The sequence below is a fragment of the Limosilactobacillus coleohominis genome (assembly GCF_016901675.1).
GTDB lineage: Bacteria > Bacillota > Bacilli > Lactobacillales > Lactobacillaceae > Limosilactobacillus > Limosilactobacillus intestinavium.
The window spans coordinates 1-11972 of record NZ_JACJKU010000049.1 but is presented as its reverse complement, the minus strand read 5'-3'; the positions used below and the strand labels follow the sequence as shown (position 1 = coordinate 11972).

The window sequence follows — 11972 nt, the reverse complement described above, 5'->3', positions numbered from 1 at the left end:
GACAAGCCATTGAAGAACTAAGTGATTACCAACTGGTTCAAATCAATTGGTATCTGAATTCACGGCCACTTAAATGTCTTAATTGGCATACACCAATCGAGATCTTCTTACTTAATCTACATTACTAAATTCGTTCAAGTTATTTCTTGCAATCTGCCGTTTATTAAAACAACATCATTAATTACAAAATGGTAGCCCGCAGAATATTCTGCTAGCTACCATTTTATTAATTTGGGAGGGGTTAAATTTTCGTTATTATTGATAGTTAATCATTAGCATGTACGTCATAAGCGTTGAGCAATGCATCACCAACACCAGGTGCATCTGGGTCATGTATTCCCTTACCTTTGTCTAAGTCGCGAATTTCTTCGATTTCATCAGGCGTTAATTCAAAATCAAAGATATCTGAGTTGGACTTAATTCGCGCCTCATGGACAGACTTTGGAAAGAACACAATTCCTTCTTGGTTTTCAAAGCGCAAGATTACTTGTCCAGCATTTTTATTGTACTTTTCAGCTAATTTAGTAATCACTGGTTCATGCATAAGGTCCGCATTACCTTGACCTAGTGGCGCCCATGCTTCAAGACGAACATCATCATCCGCTAAGAGCTTACAAAGTTCCTTTTGTTGGAAGTATGGGTTAAATTCAACTTGGTTAACTACTGGGGTAACGTTAAATCCTGGAACAAACTTCTTCCACATTTTCGGTGTCATGTTAGAAACACCAATTGAATGCAACTTACCAGCTTTTTGAGCGTCTTCTAAGGCCTGCCATGCTTCCGTCAACTTTCCATATGGTTGATGAAGTAAGTACAGGTCAAGATAATCTAAGCCCATCTTTTGAAGAGTTCGGTCAATAGTCTTAGTTGCAGTGTCGTAATCATAATATTGTAACCAAAGTTTACTAGTCACCCAAATTTGATCACGAGGGATCCCACTGTCTTTAATGGCTTTTCCTACTTTAGATTCATTAAAATATGCTTGTGCAGTATCGATGTGACGATATCCTGCGTCCAATGCCATCTTAACTGCATCATATGTTGAGCCATCAGCAGGAATTTGGAAAGTTCCAAATCCAATTACTGGAATTGCATTACCATCATTCAATTTAAAAGTTGGGGTTATCATCTTAGTTTTCCTCCTTTTGTACTTGCTTCAAGCTAGAACCAAAAATTTGTTCAATTGTGATTGGGTCACGGTGATCAAAGAACTGACTTTGGTTCTTGTCTAATTCAGCAATCTTCTTCATGTCGTCATCGGAGAGTTCAAAGCGGTACTCTTTCTAAAACTGCGGACAATCTGATGATTACACAGCCTACCATTACCCGTGGATTGCAAAAACTTGAGTCAGAATTCGGTGTTCCATTATTTAATCGTCAGCCAAATCGATTGACTTTGACTAAAGCTGGGCAAATGGCTGCTGAGGGTGCCAAAAAGCTACTTGACGATAACCAAAAATTAGTGGATCGAGTTAAAAATTATGCGGAAAGCCAACGGGTGATTTGGATTGGTGGAACGGCACCTGGCCCATTGATCGTGGCCAACCAGCTTGACATTCCACACCTGGATGTTGCCTCTGAAACTGGTAATTTCATTCTTGTAAATGACGTTACCAGTCTTCTAGAAAACCATGAGGATACTCTAATTCTTTCACATGAAGAAGTACAGACTAATGATGTTGAGTCAATCTATATTGGTAAAGAGCGATTGGATGTTAATATCGATCAATTTACCCTCCTTGCTAATCACCAAAGTGTGAAATTCAGTGATCTAAAGGACATGAGCTTTATTGTACTGAGTGATATTGGACCATGGCGACAAATTATTCAAGACCAGATTCCTGGGGCTAAGTTCCTCTATCAAGGCGAAATGGCAGCCCTTCAAGAAATCACTCGCTACTCCAACTTCCCATATTTCAGTACTAGCGTTACTGAATTGAGTAACCACAAGCGAATAGATGACGATGATCGAACTCGAGTTGTCATTAGTGACGAAGCTGCTCAAATGGAATTTTATGCTGTTTACCTTAAAAAGGATCGGCGCCTTGTTACACCAGTAGTTAAAGCACTAACCAAATTATGGTCAAAATAAGGGCATTAGCGGATTTGATCTGCTAATGCTTTTTTTCGTTATTCTCTTCTTGAACTTGTTCATGGTGAAAGTCTCGTAATGCTTTCCGGTGTTCAGATAAGAAAAAGCCACCCCACTTCATTTTGCCGCGGTCATGGTAATAATATTTAAAAAAGTTCTCTGCTACTTTTTCTGCTTCTGAATCATTATAATAGCGCATTACTGATTCACCTCCCGTGCCAATCGCCGCAGCTCATCTTTCGAAAAATGGTGGTATTGTAAAGTGAAATGGTACTTCGTACGAATTTCATTTAAGAAGATGATGAGCTCCTCAAATGAGCAATTACTAAGTTGACCAATTGAGATGGAACGCGTGAAATGGTAAGGACGATAAATATTAAAGAACAAATTATAACCATGATTGGGTGCATAGTAATTAACGATAATCCAATAACGAACTCGGATAATATTATTTTTAAAGAGCTTGTCTAAGCGACTAACAATCTCCTGACCTACCTTTTTACTCCAGACTTTGTCCACCACTGTGACCACCTACTAACTGACTTCTAGCAATATATGTTGCACCATGTTTTAAACTTGCTGCCCGGACAATCGCCGACTTACCAAAACGGTGGCGAATAGCATCCATGGTGCCTTCTAATTTCACTCTAGCCTCTAGGTTCGAATGAAAAATGTCCATTTGTTCTCCAAAACGCGCCGATAAACGAGTACATGCGACACCAATATGGCGAACGGTCGCTTGTCCATCCCAGTACTTCTCAAATAACCAAATTAACTGTTCGTTAATGCGATTTGTTTCGGCAGTAGAGACTGGTAATTTTATTGAATGGGCAAATCCTGATTGACCAGCGTCATCAACCACTCCCATAGAATACCCAATAAACAGGTGCACACCTTGACATTGCTTGTGTTGGGCGCGTAGTCGTGCTGCTACCTGTACTCCGATTTCCTTAATCACTACTTCAATTTCATTTTGGTAATGATAGTCGCGAGGCAATACTTGCGAATTGCCGATACTGCGGTCATTAACCGGCACCTGTTGCATCATCTTGGTCCGATCAATTCCCCACGCGGTAGTATATAGCTTCGTACCAATGATGCCCATTTGCGACTTAATATAGAATGGATCAGCATGTGCTAGATCATCAACACTAAAAATGTGTAAATTGTTTAACCGTGCCGCGGTTCGTTTGTTAATCCCCCATACATCCCTGAGTTGTGGAATAGTCCAAATTTTTTGTTTAACGGTATTATTAGTAATTACCCCAATAAATTCACGATTATGTTTTGCATAAACGTCGAGTGCCAATTTAGCTTGTAGAGGATTGTTCCCTAATCCGACTGTAACCACCAGTTGTTCACGCTCTTTCACTTCACGCTGAATTTGCTGAATGACATCCAAAATATTATTTCCAAATAACTTCCATGAATGTGTCAAATTCAATAAAGACTCATCAATTGAATACGGCATCAGGTCTTCATCGGTAACGTACTCATTAAAAATCTGGTTAACGGCCGTATTTTTTTGAATATAAAGATTCATCCGAGGTGGCACTACTAACAAGTTTGGATCGTCTGGTAGATCACGACGCCGGTTCACATTTGTAATGTGGTACAACTTCTTAGCCATTGGAGACGAAGCTAGTACTAAGCCACTTCCCGTATTCTCAGCTTCAGACATTACCACCAACGGGGTGGTTAACGGATCTAGTCCCCGTTCAGTACATTCGACAGTGGCATAAAACGACTTATTATCTATAAAAGCGTATACGCCTGCTGCCTCGTCTTGTGTAATCATCTTTCTCATCTCACGAACATATGTTCATAATATGATTATATTAAATAAACAGATGTTCGTAAAGAGCAAAAATGAAAACAGTCTCTCCTGATTAGAAAGACTGTTCTTACCTCTAAACTTGATATTCTAGAACGTTCTTGTTAGTTCCATTAGTAAAGGTTTCATGGAAGTTTTCGAAACTAATCGAAATCATATCTTCCAATGCTGGTTCGGTAAATGAACCCATGTGAGGCGTCAAAATTACCTTTGGATAAAGCTTAGCCAGTTCACGAACTTCTGCATTTGGAATGTCATCAACAGAATCAAACTTATGACCCATGATATCCTTTTCATCAATTACGACATCCCCAGCATATCCGGCAATTTCACCATTCTTAACTGCTTCCATAATTGCTTTCGTATCCGCAATTTCTCCCCGTGCGGTGTTAACTAATACGGCAGACTTCTTCATCTTTTTCAAGAATTCTGCATCAACAAAGTTTTCATTTTCACCTGGGAAGTATGGAATGTGGATAGAAACAATGTCACTAATTGCTAACACTTCATCTAATGACTTGAATTCTACATATTCAGCAGCATGTTTTGATGGATGTGAATCTGATGCTAAGACCTTAGTTCCCATCCCATCATATAACTTAGCCTCGGCTGTACCGATCTTACCAGCACCGATAATTCCCACAGTTGAGGAGTGGATTTCTTTACTGAAGAGATCAGGAGTAACAGTGAAGTTTCCTGCTGCACTATCAATGGTTGCGATATTCGTATGACGGAACATCTGCATTCCTAATGTCATTGCTAATTCAGCAACAGCATATGGAGAATAGTTTGGTACTCGGGCAATTTGAATTCCTAATTCTTTAGCAGCTTTTAAGTCAATGTGGTTGTAACCAACGGACCGTGTAAAGACATACTTGATACCATAGTCTTCAGCAAAAATTTTGAGGTTCTTTGCTGAGGCGGCACAGTTACCACGAATTAAAACGGCATCCATACCTTCTGCTTCATCGACATTGTCGTCAGTCAAAAATTCAGTGACTAACTTTAGGTCAAAGTCGTATTTATTTAATTTTTCAAAATATGGTTCTTCAATTGGCCGAACCCCATAACATACAATCTTCATGATAGTGCTCCCTTTCTATTTAAAATTAGTGGAAAATGCCTGCTGATTGCAAAATACCAAGAATTGCAATCCAGATTGGCATCATAATAACTGCAGAAACTGTAGATAGTAATGATGCATTGGAAGTCAGAACGGCTTCACGGTCATAGCTAATAGCGTATGCAGCTGCTACCGTAGCAGTTGGTGTTGCCATCATAATAACAACAGTTGCAATTGCAACGTAGTTCAATGGCAAAATGTGAGTAGCATTCAAAATCAAAAGAACTACTAAGTTAAATAATGGCACGATAATAACTTTATTGAATGAGTAGTACCAGGAAAGCTTGTTAGTAACGGCATCCTTCAATGAAATTGAACCTAAAGTACAACCAATTGCTAACCAAGCTAATGGTGATGCTAATGAAGATAAGTAGTTCAGTGGACGCCATAACCAAACAGCGGTTTGATCAATCCGGTAGAAAGCAACGTTAGTCATACCACCTGCGGCAATACCGTTCTTCATTAATGGAACGGTAACAGTTGGAATCATTGGTTGGATAATCCAAAGGATGAACCCAAGGATCGTGGCAATGACAATTGGGTTTAAGAACATTTTCTTAATGTTGTCCTTTTCCATCTTTAATCCAGACATCTTAATGTATGCGTAGGAGTAAAGGAAAATCCGGTAACCAATGTTGAAAATTGAACTGTAAAGTACCCCTTCAGCACCATAGATGGCACCAACGATTGGAATACCGAAGAAAGTAGTTGAACCAAAAGTGGTCAAGATTCCCATAACTTCTTTACGGTCACGCTTTTGGCCAGAGTAAAGTAATGGTGCCAAGAAAATCAAAAGGATGTAAATGATAAAGCCCCATACTAAAATACCAATTCCTTGGTGCATTGACTTTTCACTAATGGGTTGCATGAATGAATTAAATGACAGTGCAGCAATAGCAACTGATAAAACAACCTTAGTCAAAACTTTCCCAAAGTTTGGGCCGAATATTCCACGTTTCCGTAAGTAGAAACCAAGAAAGATAATAAAAATGGTTGAGGTAATTGCACTGACGATCGCTTGGTTAGTGAACGTCTTAACAATAGCATTACCGATATTCATAGTCTGTCCCCCTACAACTAGCTACTAACAATCGAGTATTAAATAATTGCTGTTAGCGCGTTATTATAACGTTTTTAATGATGACATACAGCTTGTCGACAACTTGTATACAAGCAATATACTATCAAACCTTGCAGATAAATCAACCCTTTCAGATAATTTTTGTTCTATATTTCACAAAGTTTCTAAAGAAACCCCATTAATATAACCTTTCTCACTAAAATTTCACGATATTAAAAAGCGCCCCTCCTATCATAGGAGAGTAGCTCTTAAACTTAACTAATAAATTTTTTGCACTAATCGTTCAAATAATTTAAGTATGAACGAACCGAATCGTACACCCGTTGAAGGTGGTACGCTAACGCCTTTTCAGCCTCGTCCAGATTCCGTTGCCGCAGCAACTTGATTATTTCTTTGTGTTCTTCAAGTGACCTGTTCATCCGGTAAGGGTTCAACGAACTGACGTGTCTTGTCCGTGCTGTTTGAGCTTTTAGAATGTTTAGAAACTGCGCTAATCGTGGATGGCCCGCAATGTGTGTGATCAATTCATGAAATTCCGTATCCACATTTAAGTATTCATCCCAGTCATTTTTTGCAGCTGCGCTTTCAAAAGCTTCTTCAATTTCATTCAACCGGACAATCGGAATCAAATTGATCGTTTTTTTCAAAGCAAACGTTTCTAAAAGGCTGCGTAACTCATAAACTTCTTGGACAGCATCCACTGTTAATGGTGCAACCACATTTTCACGGCCACGCATTTCGATTAACCCGTCAGATTCAAGTTGCTTGAGCGCTTCCCTCACCGGCGTCCTACTCATATTTAATTTATCTGTGATCTGGTTTTCTGAAACAACTTCATTCGGGTGAAAATGATTATGAACAATCTCACTGCGAATGTAGTCATATGCTTCTTCTTTTCTCGTCATGCCTTTTCCATGCCTTCTATTGAATTGGATGTTTATTAACTAGTTCCTGAACAGCTGCAATTACAGTTTGTCGAACATCATCATCTTTTGGATGATTTAGCATTTGCGCAATTAAATCCGCCACTTTTCTGGTGTCAGTTTCGTCAAATCCACGGCTGGTAATTGCTGGAGTACCTAACCTGAGTCCGCTGGTAATAAATGGGCTCCGTTGGTCATTAGGGATAGACTCTTTGTTAGTCGTAATTTTAACTTCATCAAGCAAACTTTGTGCTTCTTTACCCGTTAAGCCAGTATCGGTAATATCTAACACGATTAAATGATTATCTGTTCCACCAGAAACCACTCTGATATTTTCAGAATGATTAAACTCATCAGCCATCGCAGTTGCATTTTTAACCACTTGGTGAATATAGTCATTAAAACTTGGTTGCAAATCTTCATATAGTGCTTGTGCCTTCCCGGCAATAACATGTTCCAGCGGCCCACCTTGAATGCCAGGGAATAGCGCAGAATTGATTTTCTTACCAATTTCTGGGGACTTGCTTAAAATCATTCCGCCCCGTGGTCCCCGCAATGTCTTATGGGTTGTAGTAGTAACCACATCCGCAATTGGCACTGGATTAGGGTGTACTCCTGCCGCTACTAGTCCAGCAATGTGCGCCATATCAACCATTAGGTAGGCTCCCACTTCATCCGCAATGCCTCTGAACTTTTGCCAATCAATGATCCGGCTGTATGCTGAAGCACCAGCAACAATCAATTGTGGACGTACTTTGAGTGCTAACGCACGAATGTCATCAAAATCTAATTCTTCCGTTTCTGGACTAAGTCCATAGCCATAAGAATGGTACAGCTTACCGGAGAAGTTAACATTGGAACCGTGTGTTAAATGTCCACCAGCGTCCATCCCCATTCCTAGAATAGTATCTCCAGGTTTAAGCAATGCTTGGTACACTGCCATGTTTGCTTGTGAACCGGAATGTGGCTGTACGTTGGCAAATTCAGCATTAAACAGTTGCTTAGCATAGTCAATTGCTAATTGTTCAACCTGATCAACGTATTGACAACCACCATAGTAGCGTTTGTTAGGGTAACCTTCCGCATACTTATTAGTTAGTACTGAACCTTGAGCTTCGCGAACTGCGTCTGAAACAATGTTTTCAGAGGCAATTAACTCAATAGTTTGTTGCTGACGTTTTTCTTCATCATGAATAGCTTCAAAAAGAGCAGGTGAATATGGTGCGTATTGCATGGTATGAACCCCTTTCTATTTCAACGCATTAAACAGTAATTTTATTATACCAAAAATCGTCTAGAAAGCGGTTAATATTATTCCTAGTTTTCAATAGTTGCCAAAGTTCAAATTTCCATTTGCGATCTAATTTGTGAATCTGTTATGATCATCACCGTAATTATTTGGAGGAAATTGATTAATGACAAACTTGCGCAATTATCTTAGTGTGGCAATTTTTGCTTTCTTTGGCGGGTGTTCACGTTCCTTGTTGAGTCAGTGGCTCCCCATCAGCGGAATTATTGTTGCTAACTTACTCGGGTGCTTTCTATTGGCACTGCTCACCTACTATGTTATTGAAAAAGGAATTTTTGCAGATTGGTTATCAACTGGTCTAGGAACGGGGTTCATTGGTGCCTTTACAACGTTCTCCTCGTTTGCAGTTGCAACTGTCCACCTCTCCCAACAAAATTGGTCAGCGGCTATCTGTTATTTCCTGATCAGTAGTGTTGGCGGTCTGCTAATGGCAGTTTGTGGGTTTGTAATTGCCCGTCGCCTTGGTAAGGAGGTCCATTCATGATGATCGTTGGATGTGGCGCAATGATTGGTGCTGTAATTCGTTATTGGATTACTAGTATCTATAAAAGAATGCAGTGGGATTGGCTGCTTGCAACCCTGTTAATTAATCTATCCGGTGCCTTTCTACTAGGATTACTGACTAATCACTTTGCTAATAATCAAATGGCGATTAACTTTGGGGGAGTTGGCGTCTTAGGCGGATATACAACTTTCTCCACCTTCAATACTGAATTACTCGCACTGATTGACGAACACCGGTGGTTCACAATGGGACTATACCTTTTATTATCCTACGGCGGTGGAATTGCCCTCGCTTTCTTAGGATTAAAGATTTAAACACGAAAAAGGGACGATTTTAAATCGTCCCTTTTTGCTAGTGTTCCTTTCGTTTGCCAAAGCCAAACATACCAAGCATTCCGCTTAATAAGCCTAAGCCGACAATTGCATCAGCATTTTGGTTACCGGTTTGTGGTAATCGATGAGCTTGATTGTGGTTTGATTGGCTAGCATTCATTGATGTCGTTGGTGTACTGGTTGGCTTTCCTGGTTGAGTAGTTTGTCCTTGATCCTCGCCATTTTGACCAGGCTTTTCATTGTCACTAAGTTTAGTGTACTTAACAACGTATTCCAAATTCTCACTATTGTGGTCAACCTGTTGTCCTTCAATTGAAGCATAATCTGGTTCAAACCCGGGAATTTCAGGTGTCACAACAGTAGCAAAACTTTGTGCCGGAGTCCAAGTATCTGAAATGACATCATTTGTCCATGGATTCTTAACAATCGTATGGGTAAAGGTTAGCGTCTGTTCATTGTTAGCTGGCAAACTTAGCCGGCCACTCGTAACCCCATCCGCGTATTCATAACGAATTACCTGGTGAACTGATTTTGTCTCTGTAGTGATATCTGGCGCTGCATACTTAACCACATATTCAGAATTTGGACTGTCATAATTAACGTCCTGAGCACTTCCGGCTGACTCTTGGTCTGGGTAGAAGCCTGTCAGTCCCGGAGTTTCTACAACAGTAAATTGTTGGGCAGGACTCCAAGATGATGAAATTACCTCATTTGTCCATGGATTTATCGTTTCCGTCCGTGAAAATACTAACTCTTGAGTATCATCATCTGGCAATTCAGGACGGCCAGCCGTAATGCCGTCTGCGTACTCATACTTAATATGCTGGTAGACAGTCTTATTTTCAACAACCGTGGAAACTGGGGCAGCATAGTTAACTACATAATAAGTGTCACTAGAGGTTGCAGTGACATTCTCATCATTAGACCCAGCACTTGCCTTATCAGCATAGAAGCCAGTTACTTCAGGAGTGGTAACAGCACTAAACTTGTTCTTTTCCGGTGCCCAAGCTGATGTATCTGCCTCCTCACCAGTCCATGGATTAATGATAATGGTTTGAGTAAATTCAACGGACTGTACATCATCTTTTGACAATTCTGGCCGGCCTTCAGTAATACCATCAGCGTATTGATAGTGAACGTTCTGAGTAACTGTCTTCTTATTTTTAAACTGACGACCAGGAGCATATAAGACCACATATGATGTATCTGGACTATCTTGTGTAACGGGTTCGTTACTTCCGGCTTCTGTTAAGTTAGCATAAAAACCGGGTAACTCAGGTGTTGTAACTACATTAAACTTGCTAGCAGGCGTCCAAAAATCATGAATAATTTTTCCCTGCTCATCTCGCACAATAATTCGTTTAAATGCTAGTTGTTGCTGATTTTCCATTGGCAATACAGGTCGCTCAGCTGTGATTCCATCCGCATATTGATAACTAATGGTCTGGGTAACAACTCTGCTATCTTCCTCAGTAGTTCGTGGAAAGTACTTGACAACGTAGGTCACATCTGGAGTCAAATGAGTAACTTGATTATTACCACCTGCAGATAACTGGTCAGGGTAGAAACCAGCAATTTCTGGTGACGTTACCGCTGTAAACTGTTGGTCCGGTGTCCAGCTATCCTCAAGGATGTCACCAGTAAACGGATTAGTAACCACCCGATGAGTAAATTCGGCAAATTGAGTATTTTCTTTAGGCAAGTTTGGCCGTCCCTCCGTAATACCATCACTATATTGATATTGAACGGTCTGCTTAACCGTAACTTGTTGATTAGTTACTACAAGCTTGACATATACAACACGGGTATCTTCTCCCGGATTAACTGGCGTAATGGTTTGCTGGCTTGGGTCTTGTAATACCCAACCTTGACTGGTTAAATCAGGTGAAGCAGTTGTATCCGCCTTATGTGGATCTGCAGGATCATTATTATAAATTGGTTGCATGTTAGAGATAACATTACCATCTTGATCAACTGGAATAATGTGACCCAAATCAGCATAAATCAATTGAACTGAACTCGTTGTGTTCTCAAATGGATTCCGAGCATACGTCCCGTTGCTGAACTGCTTATAAGAACCCTTTGGTACCTGCAAAGTTTGAACACTGCCGTCTGGTAAAATTTGGGAAATGTTCATGGTCCCATCTGGACTGATTAATTCATAAACCAAAATTTCATTAATTGACCGGTCCCAATTGTAAAGCGTCTTTTGGTAATAGTGGCTAATTTGGAATTGAGAAACTGTGCCAGCAAAATCCTTACCATTAGCTGTGTTGGCTAGACTTCCTTGTTGATTAGTTAGGTAGTGGCCCTTTAGAACTAACTTGTAATTATTAACGTTGGAGATAACGAAGTTTTGGCCAGTAATCCCTGGTACTGGAACGTTTGCAGGCAAGAAATCAGCAAAGTTGTCGTACTTACCATCTTTGTCACGATAAATGTATTCAATCGCGGATGATTGATTATTAGGAGTGATATCTACCTTGTCAGTATAGCTAATGCTATTTTGGTTTCCTAAACCATAAACAGGACTAGAACTCAATTTAGAACCACTCAAGGTTTTAATAGAGAGCGAGGCCGGGACATTAATGGTATTGCCATTAAAGCTCAATTGTCTTGGTGCAGTATTGGAAATCCGGTAGATCTGTGAACGAGTTGGATTTTTAATTGGTGCCCCAGTAGAACTGACTGAAATATCCCGATAGGCATTTGGCGCAATCGCATACCATTGATAATTCTTACTGTACCTATCATCAGTGACGTAGACATATAC

The 11972-nt window shown here is 40.1% G+C and carries 12 protein-coding genes and 2 pseudogenes; 4 read left to right on the top strand and 10 right to left on the bottom strand.

The window, feature by feature from the left end; translation table 11 throughout:
- Positions 1–128 (top strand): annotated as a pseudogene (locus tag H5975_RS05630) (IS30 family transposase); the annotation flags it as partial.
- A 137-nt stretch (positions 129–265) separates the two neighbouring features.
- Here the strand turns inward: H5975_RS05630 and H5975_RS05625 are convergent.
- Positions 266–1129 carry an aldo/keto reductase gene (locus tag H5975_RS05625; protein ID WP_204785231.1) on the bottom strand — a complete coding sequence of 288 codons (864 nt, stop codon included), beginning with the start codon at positions 1127–1129 and terminating at the stop codon, positions 266–268.
- 1 nt (position 1130) lies between these two features.
- Positions 1131–1277, bottom strand: a pseudogene (locus H5975_RS05620) (aldo/keto reductase); the annotation flags it as partial.
- A gap of 26 nt (positions 1278–1303) precedes the next feature.
- Between H5975_RS05620 and H5975_RS05615 the strand changes: the two are divergent.
- A complete protein-coding gene (locus H5975_RS05615; protein ID WP_204785230.1) occupies positions 1304–2092 on the top strand; it encodes a LysR family transcriptional regulator in 789 nt (262 codons plus the stop codon).
- A 22-nt stretch (positions 2093–2114) separates the two neighbouring features.
- Here the strand turns inward: H5975_RS05615 and H5975_RS05610 are convergent, their stop codons facing one another.
- From H5975_RS05610 to glyA, 7 genes are all read right to left on the bottom strand, one after another.
- Complete coding sequence (locus tag H5975_RS05610) at positions 2115–2291, bottom strand: hypothetical protein (RefSeq protein ID WP_178662112.1); 177 nt, start codon at positions 2289–2291, stop codon at positions 2115–2117.
- Positions 2291–2611, bottom strand: a complete 321-nt coding sequence (locus tag H5975_RS05605; protein WP_204785229.1) for a hypothetical protein — start codon at positions 2609–2611, stop codon at positions 2291–2293. The genes H5975_RS05610 and H5975_RS05605 overlap by 1 nt, the downstream gene beginning before the upstream one ends.
- Positions 2592–3890 carry a Y-family DNA polymerase gene (locus tag H5975_RS05600; RefSeq protein ID WP_204785228.1) on the bottom strand — a complete coding sequence of 433 codons (1299 nt, stop codon included), beginning with the start codon at positions 3888–3890 and terminating at the stop codon, positions 2592–2594. The genes H5975_RS05605 and H5975_RS05600 overlap by 20 nt, the downstream gene beginning before the upstream one ends.
- Before the next feature lie 112 nt (positions 3891–4002).
- Positions 4003–5010, bottom strand: a complete 1008-nt coding sequence (locus H5975_RS05595) for a 2-hydroxyacid dehydrogenase (RefSeq protein WP_204785227.1) — start codon at positions 5008–5010, stop codon at positions 4003–4005.
- Between the two features lie 25 nt (positions 5011–5035).
- Positions 5036–6109, bottom strand: coding sequence for an AEC family transporter (locus H5975_RS05590; protein ID WP_204785226.1), 1074 nt, complete (start codon positions 6107–6109; stop codon positions 5036–5038).
- Positions 6110–6405: 296 nt separating this feature from the next.
- Positions 6406–7035 carry a GntR family transcriptional regulator gene (locus H5975_RS05585; protein WP_204785225.1) on the bottom strand — a complete coding sequence of 210 codons (630 nt, stop codon included), beginning with the start codon at positions 7033–7035 and terminating at the stop codon, positions 6406–6408.
- A 16-nt stretch (positions 7036–7051) separates the two neighbouring features.
- Entirely contained in the window at positions 7052–8287 is a 1236-nt protein-coding gene (gene glyA / locus H5975_RS05580; RefSeq protein WP_204785224.1) for a serine hydroxymethyltransferase, read from the bottom strand.
- 181 nt (positions 8288–8468) lie between these two features.
- On the opposite strand from glyA, the gene H5975_RS05575 reads away from it, so the two are divergent.
- Both H5975_RS05575 and H5975_RS05570 read left to right on the top strand, forming a co-directional pair.
- Positions 8469–8846, top strand: coding sequence for a fluoride efflux transporter FluC (locus H5975_RS05575; RefSeq protein WP_204785223.1), 378 nt, complete (start codon positions 8469–8471; stop codon positions 8844–8846).
- Positions 8843–9181, top strand: a complete 339-nt coding sequence (locus tag H5975_RS05570; RefSeq protein WP_204785222.1) for a fluoride efflux transporter FluC — start codon at positions 8843–8845, stop codon at positions 9179–9181. The genes H5975_RS05575 and H5975_RS05570 overlap by 4 nt, the downstream gene beginning before the upstream one ends.
- 37 nt (positions 9182–9218) lie before the next feature.
- Here the strand turns inward: H5975_RS05570 and H5975_RS05565 are convergent.
- Positions 9219–11972 (bottom strand): mucin-binding protein (locus H5975_RS05565; RefSeq protein WP_204785221.1); only part of this gene is annotated, 2754 nt, incomplete at its 5' end.

What these genes read in the sequence shown, in the direction of transcription:
- H5975_RS05575 (WP_204785223.1), top strand. Translation starts at nt 8,469, where the DNA reads ATGACAAACTTGCGCAATTATCTTAGTGTGGCAATTTTTGCTTTCTTT.
- H5975_RS05590 (WP_204785226.1), bottom strand. Translation starts at nt 6,109, where the DNA reads ATGAATATCGGTAATGCTATTGTTAAGACGTTCACTAACCAAGCGATC.
- H5975_RS05600 (WP_204785228.1), bottom strand. Translation starts at nt 3,890, where the DNA reads ATGATTACACAAGACGAGGCAGCAGGCGTATACGCTTTTATAGATAAT.
- H5975_RS05610 (WP_178662112.1), bottom strand. Translation starts at nt 2,291, where the DNA reads ATGCGCTATTATAATGATTCAGAAGCAGAAAAAGTAGCAGAGAACTTT.
- H5975_RS05625 (WP_204785231.1), bottom strand. Translation starts at nt 1,129, where the DNA reads ATGATAACCCCAACTTTTAAATTGAATGATGGTAATGCAATTCCAGTA.
- H5975_RS05595 (WP_204785227.1), bottom strand. Translation starts at nt 5,010, where the DNA reads ATGAAGATTGTATGTTATGGGGTTCGGCCAATTGAAGAACCATATTTT.
- H5975_RS05570 (WP_204785222.1), top strand. Translation starts at nt 8,843, where the DNA reads ATGATGATCGTTGGATGTGGCGCAATGATTGGTGCTGTAATTCGTTAT.
- H5975_RS05615 (WP_204785230.1), top strand. Translation starts at nt 1,304, where the DNA reads ATGATTACACAGCCTACCATTACCCGTGGATTGCAAAAACTTGAGTCA.
- glyA (WP_204785224.1), bottom strand. Translation starts at nt 8,287, where the DNA reads ATGCAATACGCACCATATTCACCTGCTCTTTTTGAAGCTATTCATGAT.
- H5975_RS05585 (WP_204785225.1), bottom strand. Translation starts at nt 7,035, where the DNA reads ATGACGAGAAAAGAAGAAGCATATGACTACATTCGCAGTGAGATTGTT.